Origin of the sequence: Streptococcus taoyuanensis (assembly GCF_029589235.1) — a bacterium.
Lineage (GTDB): Bacteria > Bacillota > Bacilli > Lactobacillales > Streptococcaceae > Streptococcus > Streptococcus taoyuanensis.
In genome coordinates, this window is sequence record NZ_JARQVW010000017.1 from 17,617 (window position 1) to 38,572 (window position 20,956).

At 42.4% G+C, this 20,956-nt stretch carries 19 protein-coding genes; 16 read left to right on the forward strand and 3 right to left on the reverse strand.

Annotated elements, in window-relative coordinates:
- The 7 genes from P5Y91_RS09425 to P5Y91_RS09455 all read left to right on the forward strand — a co-directional run bounded on the left by P5Y91_RS09425 (position 1) and on the right by P5Y91_RS09455 (position 6,703).
- Entirely contained in the window at positions 1-600 is a 600-nt protein-coding gene (locus P5Y91_RS09425) for a response regulator transcription factor (RefSeq protein WP_118095852.1), read from the forward strand.
- A 187-nt stretch (positions 601-787) separates the two neighbouring features.
- The gene (locus tag P5Y91_RS09430) at positions 788-2,488 is read left to right on the forward strand and encodes an acetolactate synthase large subunit (protein WP_277839335.1); all 1,701 of its coding nucleotides are present in this window, start codon (positions 788-790) and stop codon (positions 2,486-2,488) included.
- A complete protein-coding gene (gene ilvN, locus P5Y91_RS09435; protein WP_023919316.1) occupies positions 2,481-2,957 on the forward strand; it encodes an acetolactate synthase small subunit in 477 nt (158 codons plus the stop codon). The genes P5Y91_RS09430 and ilvN overlap by 8 nt, the downstream gene beginning before the upstream one ends.
- Before the next feature lie 68 nt (positions 2,958-3,025).
- Positions 3,026-4,048 carry a ketol-acid reductoisomerase gene (gene ilvC, locus P5Y91_RS09440; protein ID WP_003010246.1) on the forward strand — a complete coding sequence of 341 codons (1,023 nt, stop codon included), beginning with the start codon at positions 3,026-3,028 and terminating at the stop codon, positions 4,046-4,048.
- A gap of 76 nt (positions 4,049-4,124) precedes the next feature.
- Positions 4,125-5,375, forward strand: a complete 1,251-nt coding sequence (gene ilvA, locus P5Y91_RS09445; protein ID WP_101770829.1) for a threonine ammonia-lyase IlvA — start codon at positions 4,125-4,127, stop codon at positions 5,373-5,375.
- A gap of 110 nt (positions 5,376-5,485) precedes the next feature.
- Positions 5,486-6,379 (forward strand): SPFH domain-containing protein, encoded by an 894-nt coding sequence (locus P5Y91_RS09450; protein WP_003010253.1) that lies wholly within the window; start codon positions 5,486-5,488, stop codon positions 6,377-6,379.
- 108 nt (positions 6,380-6,487) lie between these two features.
- Positions 6,488-6,703, forward strand: coding sequence for a capsule biosynthesis transcriptional regulator (locus P5Y91_RS09455; protein ID WP_003004771.1), 216 nt, complete (start codon positions 6,488-6,490; stop codon positions 6,701-6,703).
- A gap of 118 nt (positions 6,704-6,821) precedes the next feature.
- On the opposite strand, the gene P5Y91_RS09460 is transcribed toward P5Y91_RS09455, so the two are convergent.
- Together P5Y91_RS09460 and P5Y91_RS09465 are read right to left on the reverse strand one after the other, a co-directional pair.
- Complete coding sequence (locus tag P5Y91_RS09460) at positions 6,822-7,562, reverse strand: amino acid ABC transporter ATP-binding protein (protein ID WP_003010256.1); 741 nt, start codon at positions 7,560-7,562, stop codon at positions 6,822-6,824.
- Positions 7,562-9,124: an ABC transporter substrate-binding protein/permease gene (locus tag P5Y91_RS09465; protein ID WP_049505896.1), complete on the reverse strand. Its 1,563-nt coding sequence runs from the start codon at positions 9,122-9,124 to the stop codon at positions 7,562-7,564. Before P5Y91_RS09465 ends, P5Y91_RS09460 begins: the two co-directional genes overlap by 1 nt.
- 117 nt (positions 9,125-9,241) lie before the next feature.
- Between P5Y91_RS09465 and P5Y91_RS09470 the strand changes: the two genes are divergently transcribed.
- The 9 genes from P5Y91_RS09470 (at position 9,242) to sufB (ending at position 19,457) form a co-directional block, all read left to right on the forward strand.
- A complete protein-coding gene (locus tag P5Y91_RS09470; RefSeq protein ID WP_049505895.1) occupies positions 9,242-11,149 on the forward strand; it encodes a DUF2207 domain-containing protein in 1,908 nt (635 codons plus the stop codon).
- Positions 11,150-11,257: 108 nt separating this feature from the next.
- Positions 11,258-12,094 carry an undecaprenyl-diphosphate phosphatase gene (locus P5Y91_RS09475; protein ID WP_118397423.1) on the forward strand — a complete coding sequence of 279 codons (837 nt, stop codon included), beginning with the start codon at positions 11,258-11,260 and terminating at the stop codon, positions 12,092-12,094.
- A gap of 135 nt (positions 12,095-12,229) precedes the next feature.
- Positions 12,230-12,967 (forward strand): adaptor protein MecA, encoded by a 738-nt coding sequence (gene mecA / locus P5Y91_RS09480; RefSeq protein WP_118397426.1) that lies wholly within the window; start codon positions 12,230-12,232, stop codon positions 12,965-12,967.
- Positions 12,964-14,121, forward strand: a complete 1,158-nt coding sequence (locus tag P5Y91_RS09485; RefSeq protein ID WP_049475088.1) for a glycosyltransferase family 4 protein — start codon at positions 12,964-12,966, stop codon at positions 14,119-14,121. The genes mecA and P5Y91_RS09485 overlap by 4 nt, the downstream gene beginning before the upstream one ends.
- 134 nt (positions 14,122-14,255) lie before the next feature.
- A complete protein-coding gene (sufC, locus tag P5Y91_RS09490; protein WP_003004238.1) occupies positions 14,256-15,026 on the forward strand; it encodes a Fe-S cluster assembly ATPase SufC in 771 nt (256 codons plus the stop codon).
- Positions 15,027-15,092: 66 nt separating this feature from the next.
- Positions 15,093-16,355 carry a Fe-S cluster assembly protein SufD gene (gene sufD, locus P5Y91_RS09495; protein WP_277839336.1) on the forward strand — a complete coding sequence of 421 codons (1,263 nt, stop codon included), beginning with the start codon at positions 15,093-15,095 and terminating at the stop codon, positions 16,353-16,355.
- A gap of 9 nt (positions 16,356-16,364) precedes the next feature.
- On the forward strand, positions 16,365-17,591 hold the full coding sequence (locus tag P5Y91_RS09500) for a cysteine desulfurase (RefSeq protein ID WP_024056228.1): 1,227 nt from the start codon (positions 16,365-16,367) through the stop codon (positions 17,589-17,591).
- Complete coding sequence (gene sufU / locus P5Y91_RS09505; RefSeq protein ID WP_003010276.1) at positions 17,578-18,012, forward strand: Fe-S cluster assembly sulfur transfer protein SufU; 435 nt, start codon at positions 17,578-17,580, stop codon at positions 18,010-18,012. The genes P5Y91_RS09500 and sufU overlap by 14 nt, the downstream gene beginning before the upstream one ends.
- A 32-nt stretch (positions 18,013-18,044) precedes the next feature.
- Entirely contained in the window at positions 18,045-19,457 is a 1,413-nt protein-coding gene (gene sufB / locus P5Y91_RS09510) for a Fe-S cluster assembly protein SufB (RefSeq protein WP_118397432.1), read from the forward strand.
- 58 nt (positions 19,458-19,515) lie between these two features.
- Here the strand turns inward: sufB and P5Y91_RS09515 are convergent, their stop codons facing one another.
- Entirely contained in the window at positions 19,516-20,757 is a 1,242-nt protein-coding gene (locus P5Y91_RS09515; protein ID WP_277839337.1) for a serine hydrolase, read from the reverse strand.
- Positions 20,758-20,956 lie beyond the last annotated feature (199 nt).

Consider the following 20,956-nt stretch of genomic DNA (forward strand, 5'->3'; position numbering starts at 1 on the left):
ATGCGCTTATTAGTTGCTGAAGACCAAAGTATGTTACGCGATGCGCTCTGCCAGCTCTTGCTCCTACAAGAGGATGTGGAAGATGTCTTGCAGGCTGGAGACGGGCAAGAGGCCATTCGTTTACTCGAAACACATCCAGTCGATATTGCGATTTTAGATATCGAAATGCCCATCAAAACTGGGTTAGAAGTGTTGGAATGGGCTAAAAGTCAACAACCCCAGCTCAAGGTCGTCATCGTTACCACCTTTAAGCGACCGGGCTATTTTGAGCGGGCCCTGAAGGCTGGAGTCGATGCCTATGTCTTAAAAGAACGCCGCATTACGGATTTGATGGCCACTCTGCATACCGTTTTAGCAGGGCAAAAAGAATATTCGCCTGAATTAATGGAAGGGATTTTGACCCATCCCAATCCTCTAAGCCCTCAAGAAAAGGCAGTTCTAAAAGAAGTCGCAAAAGGGGCTTCTAACCAAGAAATTGCTGATCGCTTATTTCTCTCAAACGGGACCATCCGCAATTATATGTCAGCCATTCTGACCAAGTTGGATGCGGAAAACCGGACCGAGGCGGCAAAAATTGCCCAAGAAAAGGGTTGGTTATAAGGAAAAAAAGTTTCTAGGAGTTCCTAGAGACTTTTTTCTGATAGACCTAGCATTTTTAGAAAAACTCTCATTCTTCAGATTTGGATAGAAAATTCAGAAAATTTACTATTTTTCCTTGAAATATTTTCTAAAAATGGTATGATAGTAGCATGCTAATTTGATATACAAAGTACTGGAAAGGAGAGACATGGAGAAAATTACCTTAGAAACTGCAAAAACCGGTTCAGAGCTCGTTCTTGAAACCCTGCGTGATTTGGGCATTGACACGATTTTTGGTTATCCTGGTGGAGCGGTTTTACCTTTATACGATGCCATCTATAGCTTTGAGGGTATCCAGCATATCTTGGGTCGTCATGAACAAGGATGCTTGCATGAGGCTGAAGGCTACGCTAAATCAACTGGAAAGCTGGGTGTCGCAGTCGTCACTAGTGGGCCGGGGGCAACCAATGCTATTACAGGTATTGCTGATGCCATGAGTGATAGTGTCCCTCTTCTTGTGTTTACTGGTCAGGTCAACCGTTCCGGTATCGGGAAGGATGCCTTCCAAGAAGCAGATATTGTGGGAATTACCATGCCCATCACCAAGTACAACTATCAAGTACGTGAGACGGCAGATATTCCGCGAATTATCACCGAAGCTGTCCATATTGCGACGACTGGACGCCCTGGCCCTGTGGTAATTGACCTTCCAAAGGATGTGTCTGCTTTAGAGACAGATTTTATCTATGAACCAAGTGTGAAGCTTCCAAGCTACCAGCCTACCATTGAACCCAATGAATTGCAGATCAAAAAGATTTTGAAGCAATTGAGTAAGGCTAAAAAACCAGTTCTTCTTGCTGGTGGTGGAGTGAGTTACGCTGGAGCCGCAAAAGAGTTGATTGCTCTAGCAGAGCGCTATCAGATTCCAGTAGTGACCAGTCTGTTAGGTCAAGGAACGATTGCAACCAGTCATCCTCTTTTCCTAGGGATGGGAGGAATGCATGGATCCTTCGCGGCCAATATCGCTATGACAGAGACGGATTTCATGATCAGTGTTGGTTGTCGATTTGACGACCGTTTGACAGGGAATCCAAAGACTTTCGCTAAAAATGCTAAGGTTGCCCATATCGACATTGATCCTGCAGAGATTGGGAAGATCATTGCTATCGACATTCCTGTGGTTGGCGATGCAAAGAAAGCCTTGCAACAGTTGCTAGCAGAGCCAACGGTTCATAACAACACTGAAAAGTGGATCGAAAAGGTGACCCAAGATAAGAACCGGGTTCGTTCTTACGATAAGAAGGAACGGGTTGTGCAACCACAAGCTGTGATTGAACGCATTGGAGAGTTGACCAAGGGGGACGCTATTGTCGTCACAGACGTTGGACAACACCAAATGTGGGCAGCTCAATACTATCCTTACCAAAATGAGCGCCAATTGGTAACATCTGGTGGTCTAGGAACGATGGGATTTGGTGTTCCTGCAGCTATCGGAGCGAAAATTGCCAATCCAGATAAAGAAGTTGTTCTCTTTGTCGGAGATGGTGGTTTCCAAATGACCAACCAAGAATTGGCGATCTTAAATATTTATAAGGTTCCGATCAAGGTCGTTATGCTCAACAACCACTCGCTTGGAATGGTCCGTCAATGGCAAGAAGCCTTCTATGATGGTCGGACGTCAGAGTCAGTCTTTGATAGCCTTCCGGATTTCCAATTGATGGCGCAAGCTTACGGGATCAAGAATTATAAATTTGATAATCCTGAAACTCTGGAGAAGGATTTGGAAGTCATCACAGAAGATGTACCAATGTTCATCGAAGTAGACATTTCTCGGAAAGAGCATGTCTTGCCGATGGTACCAGCTGGTAAGAGTAATCATGAGATGTTGGGGGTGAAGTTTAATGCGTAGAATGTTAACAGCCAAACTTCAAAACCGATCAGGTGTTCTGAACCGCTTTACTGGAGTCTTGTCGAGACGTCAAGTCAATATCGAAAGTATCTCTGTTGGCGCAACAGAAAACCCTAATGTATCGCGGATTACCATTATCATTGATGTTGCTTCGCATGATGAAGTAGAGCAAATCATCAAACAGCTCAACCGCCAGATTGATGTGATTCGCATTCGTGATATCACTGACAAACCACACTTGGAGCGCGAAGTGATCCTGGTGAAAGTTTCTGCACCAGCTGAGAAGCGGGCAGAAATCTTGGCCATTATCCAACCTTTCCGTGCGACCGTGGTCGATGTAGCTCCAAGCTCTATCACCGTTCAAATGACGGGAAATGCAGAAAAGAGCGAAGCCCTCATTCGTGTTATTCGACCTTATGGGATTAAAAACATTGCCCGCACCGGTGCAACCGGATTTACTCGAGATTAATTCTCACCTTAACATTGTCAACTCCGCCTTAAAAAGGCAAATAATAAAATAGAAAAGAGATTTTACTTATGGCAGTTCAAATGGAATACGAAAAAGACGTTAAAGTTGCAGCATTAAACGGTAAGAAAATTGCTGTGATCGGTTATGGTTCACAAGGACATGCGCATGCACAAAACTTGCGTGACTCAGGTCATGATGTCATCATCGGTGTACGTCCAGGTAAATCATTCGATAAAGCAAAAGAAGATGGTTTTGATACCTATACAGTAGCAGAAGCGACTAAATTGGCAGACGTGATCATGATTTTGGCTCCGGATGAAATCCAACAAGAATTGTACGAAACAGAAATTGCGCCAAATCTTGAAGCGGGTAATGCTGTTGGTTTTGCACACGGATTCAATATCCACTTTGAATTCATCAAAGTTCCAGCGGATGTCGATGTCTTTATGTGTGCACCGAAAGGACCAGGTCACTTGGTTCGTCGTACTTATACTGAAGGATTTGGTGTACCAGCACTTTACGCAGTCTATCAAGATGCTACAGGTAATGCGAAAGATATCGCTATGGACTGGTGTAAAGGTGTTGGTGCGGCACGCGTTGGTCTTCTTGAAACAACCTACAAAGAAGAAACGGAAGAAGATTTGTTCGGAGAACAAGCTGTACTTTGTGGTGGTTTGACTGCCCTTATCGAAGCTGGTTTTGAAGTATTGACTGAAGCCGGTTATGCTCCAGAATTGGCATACTTTGAAGTTCTTCACGAAATGAAATTGATTGTGGACTTGATCTACGAAGGTGGCTTCAAGAAAATGCGTCAATCAATCTCTAACACTGCTGAATACGGTGACTATGTATCAGGCCCACGTGTAATCACTGAACAAGTGAAAGAAAATATGAAAGCTGTTCTTGCTGATATTCAAAATGGTAACTTCGCTAACGACTTTGTTAACGACTACAAAGCTGGACGTCCAAAATTAACTGCTTACCGTGAACAAGCTGCTAACCTTGAAATTGAAAAAGTTGGTGCTGAATTGCGTAAAGCGATGCCGTTCGTTGGTCAAAACGACGATGACGCCTTCAAAATCTACAACTAATTGTCTGTAGAAGACTAAGCAAGTTGGGACACCCTGGCTTGCTTTTTTGATCAATACACAGCAACAGAGGTATGAAATGATAACAGCAAAAGATGTGGCCAAGGCCCATAAAATATTAAGTGGAGTCGTTGTCAATACGCCCCTTGAATACGACCACTATTTATCTGAAAAATATGGGGCAAAGATTTATTTGAAAAAAGAAAACGCCCAACGTGTTCGTTCGTTCAAGATTCGTGGAGCGTATTTTGCAATTTCTCAACTCTCAAAAGAAGAGCGTGAGCGTGGGGTAGTGTGTGCATCTGCGGGAAACCACGCGCAAGGAGTTGCGTATACTTGTAATGAAATGAAGATTCCAGCGACCATCTTCATGCCGATTACAACACCGCAACAAAAGATCGGCCAAGTCCGATTCTTTGGTGGGGACTATGTAACGATTAAGTTGGTCGGGGATACCTTTGATGCATCAGCTAAGGCGGCCCAAGAATTTACTCTTGCAGAAAAACGGACCTTTATTGACCCGTTTGATGATCCACACGTACAGGCTGGCCAAGGGACAGTGGCCTATGAAATTCTTGAGGAAGCTCGAAAAGAATCGATTGCCTTTGATGCTGTCCTTGTCCCTGTCGGTGGAGGAGGCCTCATTTCAGGTGTTTCTACCTATATCAAAGAAACAGATCCTCGGATTGAAGTCATTGGGGTAGAGGCCGAAGGAGCGCGCTCCATGAAGGCTGCTTTTGAAGCAGGTGGTCCCGTCAAATTACCAGAAATTGATAAGTTTGCAGACGGGATTGCTGTGCAAAAAGTGGGACAATTGACTTATGAAGTGACCCGTCAACATGTGGAAACTTTGGTTGGGGTCGATGAAGGCTTGATTTCAGAGACTTTGATTGATCTTTATTCCAAACAAGGGATCGTAGCTGAACCAGCAGGAGCGGCCAGTGTAGCATCCCTTGAAATCTTGCGCGAATACATCAAGGGGAAAACCATTTGTTGTATTATCTCAGGTGGGAATAATGATATCAACCGTATGCCTGAGATGGAAGAACGGGCTTTGATCTACGATGGGGTCAAACACTACTTTATCGTCAATTTCCCACAACGTCCAGGGGCCCTTCGTGAATTTGTAAATGATATCTTAGGGCCAAATGATGATATTACACGTTTTGAATACATCAAGCGTGCTAGTAAAGGAACAGGCCCTGTCTTGATTGGGGTTACTTTAGCCAATAAGCATGACTATGCAGGTTTGGTCAATCGTATTGAGCGTTTTGATCCGTCTTTCATTAACTTGAACGGAAATGAAACTCTCTATAATATGCTGGTCTGAGTATCATACAGAAACAATCAACTATTTAAGCAATATATTTTTATGGAATATATTGCTTTTTTATGAAGACTTGTGATATGATATGCGTAAATTAAAAGGAGGAACTTTTTATGCCTGGATTTTTTATCTTTATTTTATTCTTGCTAATGGTTGCAGGATTCATTGTGATCAGCTCACTATATGTGGTCAAGCAACAATCTGTTGCCATCATCGAGCGTTTCGGACGTTATCAAAAAATTAGCGATAGTGGCATTCATATGCGAGCGCCTTTTGGTATCGATAAAATTGCAGCGCGAGTTCAATTGCGCGTCTTGCAGAGCGAGATCGTGGTTGAAACAAAAACTCAGGATAACGTATTCGTTACCATGAATGTGGCAACACAATACCGAGTGAACGAAAGCAACGTAAAGGATGCCTACTACAAACTCATGCGTCCAGAATCACAGATTAAATCATACATTGAAGATGCTCTTCGTTCTTCTGTGCCTAAGTTGACCTTGGATGAATTATTTGAGAAAAAAGATGAAATCGCTCTTGAAGTTCAAAAACAAGTGGCAGAAGAAATGTCAACTTATGGATATATTATTGTTAAAACCTTGATCACCAAAGTTGAGCCAGATGCCGAAGTGAAACAATCCATGAACGAGATCAATGCAGCGCAAAGAAAACGCGTGGCAGCTCAGGAGTTGGCAGAAGCAGACAAGATCAAGATCGTTACTGCTGCCGAAGCTGAGGCGGAAAAAGACCGTTTGCACGGGGTTGGTATTGCCGAGCAACGGAAGGCCATTGTCGATGGATTGGCAGACTCTATTAAAGAGTTAAAAGGTGCGAATGTAGACTTGACCGAAGAACAAATCATGTCAATTCTCTTAACCAACCAGTACTTGGATACCCTAAATAATTTTGCAGATAAAGAAGGGAATAATACGATTTTCCTACCAGCAAACCCTGATGGCGTTGAAAACATTCGTACACAAATATTATCAGCCCTGAAAGCAAAGTAAACTTTTTATCATTTTTTAAAAAAGGTTCGTATTTTCAGCGATTTTAGTTGACAAAATGTGCAAAAAAATTTATATTAGTATTGGAAATAATAATATAGGAGAAAGATCATGGCTAAATCGAACTTTGAAAAAGTAGAATCAGTTGTTGGATGGGTACGTGATAAGAAAATTACAGGGTATCGTATCAGCAAAGAAACAAATGCCCGTGAAATGTCTATCATTGCCTTGGCTCAAGGACGTGCAAAAGTAAAGAATATCTCGTTTGAAACTGCACTTGGATTGATTGATTTTTATGACAAAAATCATCAAAAATTTGAAGATTAATTTGTTGTTCCAATTGAAAACCAGAGAGTTTGCTCTCTGGTTTTTTTGATGCCTCACAAGCAGAAGTGGTACAAAAAACAGCTTGCTTCCATACTGGTAAGCAAACTGTTTCAAGAGATTAATGTAAGAAGCGTTGAAGGAATTCCTTGGTCCGCTCTTCTTTTGGATTGCTAAAGATTTCTTTTGGATCTCCTTGCTCAGCGATGACACCCTTGTCCATGAAGATGACCCGGCTAGAGACATCGCGGGCAAATTCCATTTCGTGGGTGACGACAATCATGGTGAGTCCTTCTTTAGCGAGGTCCTGCATGATTTTCAAGACTTCCCCAACCATTTCTGGGTCTAGGGCAGAAGTTGGTTCATCGAAGAGAATGGCATCAGGATCCATAGAGAGGGCGCGTGCGATGGCGACCCGTTGCTTTTGACCACCTGAAAGTTGTTTCGGACGGGCAGCCCAATATTGAGATCCCATACCGACTTTTTCAAGGTTTTCCTTTGCAACTTTCTCTGCAGTTTCACGATCGCGCTTGAGGACGGTCGTTTGTGCAACGATCGTATTTTCCAAGACGTTTAAATTTTCGAAGAGATTAAAGCTTTGGAAAACCATCCCTAATTTCTCGCGGTAGTGGGTAAGATCATACTCAGGATCAAGAACATTTTGTCCACGATAGAGAATCTCTCCAGCTGTAGGAGTCTCTAGAAGATTAATGGAGCGAAGGAAGGTTGATTTTCCGCTACCAGAACTCCCGATGATGGAGATCACCTCTCCTTTTTCAACCGTAAGGGAAATATCTTTCAAGACTTCATTTTGACCATAAGATTTTTTTAAATGTTGAATTTCAAGAATTTTTTCTGCCATTATTTCACCTCATTGACTTGCATTTGATTGGCACCTGTAGTATAAGTATCAGAATCTAAGCGACGTTCGATGTAGCGAAGAATTCGTGTGATGGTAAAGGTGAGAACGAAGTAAATCACAGCGATGATCGTAAAGGTTGGGAAGTATTGATAGTTTTGGGTTGCGATCGTATTTCCTGTAAAGTACAGTTCAACTACAGAGATAACATTCAAAACAGATGTATCCTTGATGTTAATAACAAATTCATTCCCTGTTGCTGGTAAGATATTGCGAACAACCTGTGGAAGGACGACCTTGCGCATGGTTTGTCCATGGGTCATTCCTAGAGCAGTCGCTGCTTCAAACTGACCTGGATCCACTGCTAAGATCCCACCACGAACAATCTCACTCATATATGCTCCGGTATTGATTGATACGATAAAGATGGCGGCCCAGGTACGATCCAAGGAAATGTTGAAGGCTTGGGCGGAACCGTAGAAAATGACCATTGATTGAACGATCATCGGAGTTCCACGGAAAATTTCAATGTAGACATTGAGGAACCAACCAAAGGCAGTTTGGCATCCAGCAAGGAATTTATTTTTAGCCTTCGGAGCTGTCCGGAAGACACCGATTAACAAACCGATAATCAACCCAGCGATAGTTCCAGTCATAGAGATTAAGAGGGTCATTCCAGTTCCCCGTAAGAACTGTGGGCCATTATCCTTTAAAATCTTCATCATTTGGCTAAAGAATGTCTGCTTATCATCACTAGCATCACTGGAAGCTGGTTGCTTCTTAATCATATCATCCATGAGTTTGACTTGGTCTTCAGACGAAATCTTAGCTAGTGCGGCATTGACTTGGTCAATTCTAGTGTCACCCTTCTTCATCCCGATAGCGATGGTCGCATCTTCTTCCCCAACTTCAAATCCTTTTTTGAATTGAATCATCTTAAATTTAGAATTAGCGGACTCGGCGGTTAGGGCTTCGGGACGTTCAGAAACATAGGCATCAATAACACCCGATTCTAAAGCTTGACGCATCTGGGCAAAATCACCCATTGCAGTTTCTTGTTTCGCACCCTTGAGTTGGGAAATGAGAGAATAGAGGTAGACCCCTTGTTGAGAGGTTACCTTTGCATCCTTAAAGTCATCTAGGCTAGTAGCATTTGCATATTTTCCATCTTTACGAACGAGCATGACCGGTTCACTGGTATAGTAGCTCTTGGAGAAGGCGACCTCTTTTTTACGTTCAGCGGTTGGACTCATCCCAGCGATAATCATATCGATTTTACCAGAAGTGAGGGCTGGAATTAAACCGTTCCAAGATGTTTTTACGATCAGAGGTTTTTTACCTAACTCCTCAGCAACTTTTTTGGCGATTTGGACATCGTACCCATTGGCATATTGATTAGTACCGTCAATTTTAACAGCTCCATTTGCATCATCTTCTTGGGTCCAGTTGAAAGGAGCGTAGGCTGCTTCCATTCCGATTCGTAAATAGTCATCTGCATGAGCAACCTGTGTGATCCCCAGGCAAATGAAAAGCCCTGTTAAGAGCGCGAATAATGTTTTTTTCATTTTTTCTCCTCTTCCTTATTTTAACTTCTCCTATTGTACAGTAAAATAGGCTGCATTTCAAACATGGTCCTCTTTTTATTTAAAAAATGCTATAATAATACAAAGGAGCGTGATCAAATGAAAAAGTATTTGTATGTTTTTTTCGCCTTTCTGGCCTGCCTTTTTGTCAGTCAGAATGTCCATGCATCTAGCCCATCTTATGATGTACTTTACTATGGTGGAACCTTGACCTTGGATACCTGGGACGACGCCACCTATGAGGAAGAACTGGTTTATTATTTCAAAGATTCTTATAGAGGGCAGTATGTTAGCCTAGGAACGGCAGGGAACATGCCACAAGGCTTTGCGATTGAGATACCGCCAAAGGTTGAGGTGGAAGGTCGTGAGCTTCAAAGAGAACCTGAGATTACGAATCTAGGTGATGGCTACCGAGTGAAAATTTATAACAGTGGTGTAGCGACAGATACTGTCAAAATTAAAGTTACATGGAAATTAAAAAATCTCCTCTATTCACACAAGGATATCTTGGAGTTGAACTGGAAACCGATCACAGATGGTGATCAGAAGGTGGACGAGGTTCAATTTCGTGTTATTCCTAAGTTTGCACCAGCTAATGCCCAATCGGAACTGTATATCCATACAGCCTTTATGGGACCGGATGTGACTGTAAAGAAAGAAGATGGAATCTATTCTGCCACTTTCTATAACCTAGGCAAAGGAAAGGCTGTGGAGTTGTATGGTTACTGGTTGAAGTCAGATCTAACTACTTTGTATGATTCTGGTCGAAATACAGGATTAACCAAATTGGATGAATTTCACAAGAACCAAGCTAAAATTGAACAGGAAAAATACTGGACACGCATGTTTTGGAACTGGATCTTGCCAGCCTTCATTATTGCACTCTGGCTTCTTGCTCTCTTGGGCCGCAATCGGTTCAAAAAAATGATTTGGCCTGGTGTGACCTATCCGACCAATACTCGTCTTTATGAGATTCCACAGGATATTGCACCTCTTGTTATGAGCTCGGTTGTTTATTCAGCCGAATTAGACGAGGCTTCCCCAACCAATAAAGAGAAGGCGACTCCGCCAGTATTCACATTTGAAAAAATGCTTCAAGCTACTTTGCTGGATCTGATGGATCGTGGAGTGATTGTCTATGAGCAACAAGGAAATGAAGTCGTTTTGACCAGAAAGTCTCATGGACATGTGGATGATTTTGAACGCTCCTTTATGAATATGGCTTTTGGGGATCAAGTTTCCTGTCCTGTTAACCGTCTCTTTGAGAATTATGAATTCAGTGATGATGTATACAAACATGCCAAAAAAGCAGATCAAGATGCGATTCGTTCACTAGGAAGTAAGGCTCAGGCTCGTTTTGATACGGCTGTCAACCAAGTGGCCCGAGATGTTCATCGCAAGGTGGAAGATCTCCATTTGCCAAGCTACTATCGCCCTTTAGAAGCAAAAGAAGAAGCGCAAGCTAGACGAAGTCTCTTCTTTGGTTGGGCTGCTTGGTTTATCGCCCTTGGAGCAGAAATCTTTGCCATCTTTGGGATGGGTTGGTTCTCTGTTCCTTGTTTGATAGGGATCCTCACACTTTGGTTTATGCCAGTGCGCTTCAATGGTGTCTTTAAAGCCTGCCTACGAGATGGTGTTGTCAATCTTGCGGGTGCTGAGCAACGCTATTACTGGGATAGTTTTGGTCGGATGTTGAAAGAGATTGCCCACCTCAACGATGCAGAGTTGCAGTCTCTGGTCCTATGGAATCGCTTATTGGTCTATGCGGCCTTGTATGGTGTAGCTGATCAGGTCACAAAGGTCATGAAGCTTCGGAATATTCATTTAGAAAATCAAGCCTTAAACGCCTTCGTTTACACCCCGTTCTATCATGATGTGACCCACTCAAGTCATGCCATGTCTACTTATGGATCGACAGCATCGACAGCTAGTCATTTCACAGTTTCCTCTGGTAGTGGAGGAGGTTTCTCTGGCGGAGGAGGCGGAGGAGGCTTTGGTGCCTTCTAAGTAGCACTAAGAATGGTCTTGGTAGCTCTTTCCCTTCTAGTTTAGAAGGCCTGGTCCAGTCCATAGATTTATGATATAATAGAGCAAATGTAAGTTTAGGAGAAAAAGATGTTTCTGATCGAATTAATCAAGGCGGTTCTTTTTGGGATTGTCGAGGGGATTACAGAATGGTTACCGATCTCAAGTACAGGTCACTTGATTCTGTTACAGGATTTTGTGCAGTTTAAAAATCAAGATCCGGCCTTTATGGAGATGTTCAATGTCGTGATCCAATTGGGTGCAATCCTAGCGGTTGTGGTGATTTATTTCGATAAATTATATCCCTTCAAACCTGGTAAATCTCCACTAGAAGTACGTCGAACTTGGCAATTATGGGCAAAAGTTGCGGTTGCAACGCTCCCTCTTGTCTTTGTTTTTAAATTGGATGATTGGTTTGAGGCGCATTTCCACAATTCGATTTCCGTTGCGATTATGTTGATCACCTACGGGATTGCCTTTATCTATCTGGAAAGACGGGAACAAGTTGAGCCAGCAGTAACGGAATTGCATAAGTTACCTTATCGAACAGCTCTTTATATTGGACTCTTCCAAGTTTTATCGCTATTTCCAGGAACAAGCCGTTCAGGTGCTACGATTGTAGGTGGTTTGATCAATGGTGTTAGCCGCCCAGTGGTGACAGAATTTACCTTTTATTTGGGGATTCCAGCCATGTTTGGGGCTAGCCTCTTAAAGGTTGGGAAATTCGCTCTTGGCGGACATTCACTAGCACTTGGGCAATTCTTTATTCTACTGGTAGCGATGGGAGTGGCCTTTGTGGTCAGCATGTACGCCATCCGCTTCTTGACAGATTATGTGAAAAATCATGATTTCACTGTCTTTGGGAAATACCGGATTGTTCTTGGTTCCATCTTGCTATTGTATGGACTCTTCCGTGTTATTTTCTAAGAGAACGGTTGAACTCGATCAAATTGTTTATTGAGGTTGGAGACTTTTGTCCCGACCTCTTTTCTATGCATCCTTTTTTTGAATTCTATCCATTTTTTTAGTATAATAGTAAGACTAGAAGTATGAGGTTATACTATGAAGATGAAGCAAATTAGTGATTCAACCATTAAGATCACGATCCAACTAGAAGACTTAGAAGAACGAGGAATGGAAATTGCTGATTTCCTTGTCCCACAAGAAAAAACAGAAGAATTTTTCTATGCCATTTTGGATGAACTCGAAATGCCAGAAAGCTTTCTGGATAGCGGGATGCTGAGCTTTCGTGTGACACCAAAACCGGATAAATTGGATGTTTTTGTTACCAAATCAAAAATTGATCAACAATTGGATTTTGAGGATTTGTCAGATCTTCCTGATATGGAAGAGTTGTCGCGCATGACGCCAGATGAATTTATCAAAACCTTGGAAAAAACGATCTCTGATAAGACAAAAGGGGATGCAGAAGCTATTCACCATTTGGAACAAGAAGAGTTGCGGGACAATCAAGAACAAGATCAGACATCTGAAGCACCAGTAAGTCAGTATATTTATTACATTTTGCGTTTTTCAAATATCCAGCAAGCAGTTGCCTTTTCAAAAACGGTCAGCTTTCCAGTGGATACCTCTGAATTATACAAAATGGGGTCTGATTATTATTTAACTGTCTTGATCGATACAGAGGATCAACCAAATCAATATCCAACCTGGTTGCTTGCCATCATTCGGGAGTATGCAGATGATTCAGAAGTGACACGAGCTGTTCTGCAGGAACATGGTCACTTACTAATGGTGTCTGGTGCGATTGAGAATTTGAAGAAAGTTGCTAGCTTATGATGTCCTTTTCCTTGCAATTTGTTCTGGTGCTGATTGGAACTTTTATGATTGCCTTGGTATTGACGCCCTTGGTTCGCTTGTTCTCCTTTAAGATTGATGCTGTAGATTATCCGAATGCGCGTCGGATCAATACCAAGCCCATGCCAAGTGCGGGTGGACTGTCTATTGTGATTGCTTTTTCAATTGCGACTCTTGTGTTTATTCCTATGCTGACATCCACTACCGCACCAATCAAAAGTTACCTATCTTATACCTTGCCGGTCGTGGGCGCAGGATGGATTATCGCTCTCACAGGCTTGATCGATGATGTAAAAGAGTTGTCTGCCAAGAAAAAGATGATCGGCATCCTGCTGGCAGCGAGTCTGGTCTGGTTTTTGACAGATTTTCGGCTGAATGATTTTAAGATTCCATTCGGTGGTCCCTTACTTCATTTTGAACCATGGCTATCGTATCTTTTGACGGTGATTTGGATTGTTTCTATTACCAATGCGGTCAATCTGATTGATGGATTAGATGGCTTGGTGAGTGGGGTCTCTATTATTTCCCTAGTGACAATGGGGATTGTGTCCTATTTCTTTCTACCAGTCCCCAATCTCTTTCTGACCATGACGATCTTTGTCTTGGTTGCGTCCATCGCAGGTTTCTTTCCCTTTAACTACCATCCGGCCATTCTCTATTTGGGAGACACCGGTGCCTTGTTTATCGGATTCATGATTTCTGTTTTGTCCTTGCAAGGTTTGAAAAATGCGACAGCTGTTGCGGTAGTCACACCAATGATTATCCTCGGAGTACCGATTACAGATACCTTTTTAGCCATTATCCGTCGGACCCTATCTGGTCAAAAATTTTATAAACCGGATCGCAATCACTTGCACCACCGACTTCTTTCTCTGGGCTTGACACATCGGGGAACTGTATTGGTGATCTATGGGATTTCGATGATTTTCTCCTTGATTTCTCTCTTGCTCAACATCTCGAGTCGTATTGGGGGTGTCCTACTTGTGATCGGGCTCTTGTTTGGAGTAGAGTTGTTAGCAGAATTGATTGGGGTTTTAGGGCCACATCATAGTCCTTTGTTAAATGTTCTGCGCTATATAGGGAATTCTTCCTATCGGGAGGAAGTTCGTCAAAAACGAAAAGAAAAAACTAAATAAGAATAGTTCTAATCAAAAGAAAAGCCATTTAGGCTTTTTTTTGATATACTTGAAAGGTAAAAAAATACTTTGTGATGAAGGAATCGATGCTTTGAGAACCTTCTAGACTTCAAAGTAAAAAGAAAGGGAATGCAATGTCGACATTAGAAATTAAAGACCTTCACGTTGAAATTGAAGGCAAAGAAATTTTAAAAGGTGTAAACCTGACCCTAAAAACTGGTGAGATCGCAGCCATCATGGGACCAAATGGAACAGGGAAATCTACTCTGTCAGCTGCCATTATGGGAAACCCAAATTATGAAGTAACCAAAGGGGAGATTCTCTTTGATGGTGTCAACATCTTGGAATTGGAAGTAGACGAACGTGCACGGATGGGCTTGTTCCTTGCTATGCAGTACCCTTCAGAAATCCCAGGAATTACCAATGCAGAATTTTTACGTGCAGCCATGAATGCTGGTAAAGAAGAGGACGAGAAGATCTCTATTCGTGATTTCATCAAAAAATTGGATGAAAAGATGGAACTGCTCAACATGAAAGAAGAAATGGCAGAACGCTATTTGAACGAAGGCTTCTCTGGTGGTGAGAAAAAACGCAATGAAATCCTTCAATTGTTGATGTTGGAACCAACATTTGCCCTTTTGGATGAAATTGACTCTGGTTTGGATATCGATGCTCTTAAGGTCGTATCTAAAGGGGTTAATGCAATGCGGGGTGAAGGTTTTGGAGCGATGATCATCACCCACTACCAACGTTTGTTGAACTATATTACTCCTGACGTCGTTCATGTGATGATGGAAGGTCGTGTCGTGCTTTCAGGTGGACCAGAATTGGCTGCACGCTTGGAACGTGAAGGATATGCCCAACTCGCAGAAGAACTCGGTTACGACTATAAAGAAGAACTATAACCTGATGACAAGTGATCTAATGTTGTCATAAAATCAAACAGATAGTATCTTTATTAGGAGAAAAAAATGAGTATTGAAAATATTACCCTCTTTTCGGAACTGCATGCTGAGCCAAGCTGGCTGCAAGATTTACGAAAAAAAGCTTTTGACAAGATCGATCAGTTGGAATTGCCAGCCATTGAACGTGTCAAATTCCACCGCTGGAATCTTGGAGATGGGACGATCACAGAAAGCGAGGCTTCTGCCAATGTTCCCGATTTTACAGCCCTCGATTCAAATTTAAAATTAGTCCAAGTTGGAACCCAAACTGTATTTGAACAGGTGCCACAAGCCTTGGCAGACCAAGGAGTTCTTTTCACAGATTTCCATTCTGCCCTAGAAGAAATTCCGAAGGTGGTAGAAGACTACTTCATGTCTTCAGTCAAATACGATGACGACAAGCTAGCAGCATACCACACGGCTTATTTTAATAGTGGGGCTGTCCTTTATATTCCAGAAAATGTCGAAATTTCAGAACCCATCGAAGGTATTTTCTACCAGGATAGTGATAGTGATGTACCTTTTAATAAACACATTTTGATTATTGCAGGCAAAAACAGCAAGTTTAGCTATTTGGAACGCCTAGAATCAAAAGGTGAAGGCTCAGCAACAGCAACTGCGAATGTGACGGTTGAGGTGATCGCCCGCTCAGGTGCCCAAGTGAAATTTGCGGCGATTGACCGTCTGGGTGAAAATGTCACAGCCTACATCAGTCGACGTGGGAAACTAGGTCAGGATGCCAGCATTGATTGGGCTATCGGTGTTATGAACGAAGGTAACGTGGTTGCAGACTTTGACAGTGACTTGGTTGGAAACGGAAGTCATGCAGATTTGAAAGTCGTTGCTTTATCAAGCGGTCGTCAGGTTCAAGGAATTGACACCCGCGTGACCAACTTTGGTTGCAACTCGATCGGAAATATCTTGCAACACGGGGTTATTCTTGAAAAAGGAACCTTGACCTTCAATGGAATTGGTCATATTATCAAGGGGGCTAAAGGAGCAGATGCTCAGCAAGAAAGCCGTGTCTTGATGTTATCGGATCAAGCACGTTCAGATGCCAACCCAATCCTCTTGATTGATGAAAATGACGTCACAGCAGGCCATGCTGCATCGATCGGTCAAGTGGACCCAGAAGATATGTATTACCTCATGAGTCGTGGTCTGGATCAACACACAGCGGAACGCTTAGTGGTGCGTGGTTTCTTGGGATCTGTTATTGTTGAAATCCCAGTTAAAGAAGTACGTGATGAAATGATTGGCACCATTGAAGAAAAGTTATCTCAACGCTAAGGAGAAACAATGCTAGATAAAAATACAATTGCTCAAGATTTTCCCATTCTCGATCAACTAGTCCATGATGAGCCTTTGGTTTATCTAGATAATGCAGCGACGACGCAAAAACCTAAACGTGTTCTTGAAGCAGTTAATCACTATTATTTGCAAGATAACGCCAATGTCCATCGTGGAGTCCATACTTTGGCTGAACGAGCGACAGCAGCCTATGAGGCGGCGCGTGAGAAAGTCAGAAAATTTATCAACGCTTCATCAACCAAGGAAGTGCTCTTTACAAGAGGGACAACGACTGGGCTCAACTGGGTAGCCCGCTATGCAGAAGAAGTCCTAAAGGAAGGGGATGAAGTCCTGATTTCCATCATGGAACATCACTCCAATATCATTCCTTGGCAGCAAGCCTGCAAGAAGACAGGAGCAAAACTGGTCTATGTCTATCTAAAAGATGGCTTACTGGATATGCAGGACTTAAAGAGCAAGCTTAGTGAGAAGACAAAATTTGTCTCCATCACCCATGCTTCGAATGTCTTAGGGGTGGTCAATCCGATCAAGGAAATTGCTCGATTAGCTCATGAAGTTGGAGCGATCATGGTCGTAGATGGGGCTCAATCAACCCCTCATATGGCCATTGATGTACAAGACTTAGATGCGGATTTCTTTGCTTTTTCTGGCCATAAGATGGCTGCACCAACAGGGATTGGTGTCCTCTATGGGAAGGAAGAAATCTTAGAGCAAATGTCTCCGATCGAGTTTGGGGGCGAGATGATTGACTTTGTTTACGAACAATCTGCATCTTGGAAGGAATTGCCTTGGAAATTTGAAGCTGGAACACCTAATATGGCGGGAGCAATTGGTCTCGGTGCAGCAATCGATTACTTAGAAGAGCTGGGGATGGACCAGGTAGAAGCGCATGAGCAAGAATTGATTGCCTATGTGTTTCCAAAATTACAGGCGATCGAAGGCTTGACCATTTATGGTTCCCAAGACTTAGCAAAACGTTCTGGCGTCATTTCCTTCAATCTAGGAGATCTCCATCCGCATGACTTAGCAACAGCATTAGATTATGAAGGGATTGCTGTTCGTGCAGGTCACCACTGTGCACAACCGCTCCTTCAATACCTACAAGTTCCAGCGACAACGAGAGCAAGTTTTTATATCTACAACACCAAAGCGGACTGTGATAAATTAATTGAGGCATTGATCAAAGCAAAGGAGTTTTTCAATGGCACTTTCTAAATTAGATTCGCTGTACATGGCGGTCGTAGCTGACCATTCAAAACACCCTCACCATCAGGGCCAGATTGAAGATGTTGATCAGATCCAACTCAACAATCCAACTTGTGGAGATGTGATCCAGTTAAGTGTGAAATTTGATGAGAATGACAGGGTGGAAGATATCGCCTTTGTTAATTCAGGATGTACGATCTCAACCGCTTCAGCTAGTATGATGACGGATGCTGTAATGGGAAAAACAAAAGAGGAAGTCGAAGAATTGGCGCAGGTCTTTTCAGAAATGGTCCAAGGCCAGTCAGATCCTCGCCAAGAGGAATTGGGAGACGCAGCCTTCTTATCTGGAGTCTCAAAATTCCCACAACGGATTAAATGTGCGACCCTCTCATGGAATGCTCTTAAAAAAGCGATCGAACGTAGCAAATAGTTAAAAGAAGAAACAGAGAAAGAAAGGAAATTATGGCTGAAGAAAGAGTCGAACCGAAACCAATTGATCTCGGTGAATATAAATTTGGATTTCACGATGATGTTCAACCCATTCTCTCTACCGGGAAGGGATTGAATGAAGCGGTTATTCGTGAATTGTCTGCAGCAAAAAATGAACCCGAATGGATGCTCGAATTCCGTTTGAAATCTTTTGAAACCTTCAAAAAGATGCCCATGCAAACCTGGGGAGCCGATCTATCAGAGATTGACTTTGATGATTTGATCTATTATCAAAAACCTTCGGATAAACCTGCCCGTTCATGGGACGAAGTTCCAGAGAAAATCAAGGAAACCTTTGAGCGTATCGGGATTCCTGAAGCAGAACGTGCTTACTTAGCGGGGGCTTCTGCTCAGTATGAATCAGAAGTGGTTTACCACAATATGAAAGAAGAGTTTGAAAAGTTGGGGATTATCTTTACCGATACGGATTCTGCCCTAAAAGAATATCCAGACCTGTTCAAACAGTATTTTGCGAAGTTAGTGCCACCAACGGATAACAAATTGGCTGCCCTCAACTCAGCAGTCTGGTCTGGTGGAACCTTCATTTATGTACCAAAAGGCGTAAAAGTAGATGTCCCCCTTCAAACTTACTTCCGTATCAACAATGAAAATACAGGTCAGTTTGAGCGCACCTTGATTATCGTGGATGAGGGAGCAAGTGTTCACTATGTGGAAGGCTGTACAGCGCCGACCTACTCAAGCAATAGCCTGCATGCAGCGATTGTTGAGATCTTTGCCTTAGATGGTGCTTATATGCGTTACACGACCATCCAAAACTGGTCGGACAATGTCTACAACTTGGTCACCAAGCGGGCCAAAGCTCAAAAAGATGCCACAGTTGAGTGGATCGACGGGAACTTAGGAGCGAAGACAACCATGAAGTACCCATCTGTTTATCTGGATGGAGAAGGAGCGCGTGGGACCATGTTGTCCATTGCCTTTGCGAATGCAGGTCAACACCAAGATACAGGTGCCAAGATGATCCACAATGCCCCTCACACTAGCTCGTCTATCGTATCCAAATCCATCGCGAAGGGTGGCGGAAAGGTAGACTACCGTGGACAAGTGACCTTCAACAAGAACTCTAAGAAATCAGTTTCTCACATTGAGTGTGACACTATTATCATGGATGATTTATCTTCATCAGACACGATTCCATTTAATGAAATCCACAACTCACAAGTTGCTTTGGAGCACGAAGCTAAGGTTTCAAAAATCTCAGAAGAGCAACTTTATTATTTGATGAGTCGTGGTCTGTCTGAATCAGAAGCGACAGAAATGATTGTCATGGGATTTGTAGAACCCTTTACAAAAGAACTTCCAATGGAATATGCCGTTGAGTTAAACCGACTTATTAGCTACGAAATGGAAGGATCTGTAGGATAATTCGTTTTAATAGCAAAATAAAATCACAATGGATTTGACTCCATTGTGATTTTTTTGCTTATAATTTTTCGTTGACATAACGGACGAATTCATTCCACCAAACCTTTAAGAAAAAGCTTTTCTCAATGGTTCTTCCTGCTACCATATCGACTGTTGGTTCTTGATCTTCTAAGTAGCCACGTCCGATTTTATCTGGATCAGTGTAGTGTAATTTTCCAAGACTTGTGCCTGATTTGACAGGTGCTCGGAATGATTCTTGGTTACTCTTGAATTGAATTTTTGGTTCCGCTTGGCTGCCTTGCTTTTCGACGATATAGAAGTCTTTTTTTGCAACAGCTAAAACAGTCTCTGACTTCCCATCCATGATAGTTGCCTTACTTTTTCCGTAGGGATCTCCTTTTTTGACGACGATGGAAGAAACAAAGGTCCGTACCACGTAGTTCATCAGAGAAGAAGTAGCCACAAAGCGTGCGTATGGATCACCGTCAACTGCCTCAACTCCTATGACAACTGTGATCATATGGATGCCATTTTGCGTCGTTGATGCAGCAAAGGTGATGCCTCCTTTGGTAGAGTTGCTGACCCGAAGGCCGTCAACGCCTGAACGGTAATTCGGCATGCCTTCTAGCATCAGATTGGGGTTTTCAATCTGCGTGTTTGAAAAAAGAGCAGTGGGTTTTGAAGTATATTTGGTCACTTCAGGAAAATCCTGGAGTAAGTGCTTGGCAATAACAGCAATATCATAAGCACTCAATTGATTTTCGTCTTCTTTCCCGTCAGGATCTCCATTGATGGTTTGAGTATTTAATCCGGTAGCATTGATTAAATGAGGAGATTGAATGCCCCATTCAGAAAGTTTTTGCTTCATTTTTTCAACGAAGCTTTTCTCAGAGCCCCCCACTTTCTCAGCTAAGGCCAAGGCAGCGGTGCTAGAATTTCCAACTAAAAGAGCAGTCAATAGCTGATCAACCGTATATTGGTTCGCCTCCATAGGAAGAGTACCAGCACCTTCGATATCATTTAAGGCCAGAGCTTTCTCAGACAATTTAATAGGATCTTTCAGAGAAAGTTTTTTTTCATGAATGGCTTCGAAAATCAGATAAGTGGTCAAGAGTGTAGATAGTCCCCCCACATCTCGCCTTTTCTCTGAATCCTTTTCATATAAGATTTTACCTGTATCAGCTTCAACAGCAATAGCACTTTGAGCAGGAAGATCTAGATCGTCTGCTAGAACGACATGATAAGGTAAACTGCATAACAGCAGGATGAAGGTTAAAAAAGAAAGAAAGAATTTTTTCACAGTTGTTTCCTCGTTGCTTAGTCCTCTCTATTGTATCATACAAATGATTAATGGAAAATTGTAAAATCATCAATTAGCCTAAAAAGTCAGTCATAGCAAGGTTTTTGAATAGTGAAAAATCAAATATTCAGAAAATTTAGTTTACTTTTTTTTCTACTTGTGATATAATCTTAAACAAATCTAAAAAAACTATTGGAGA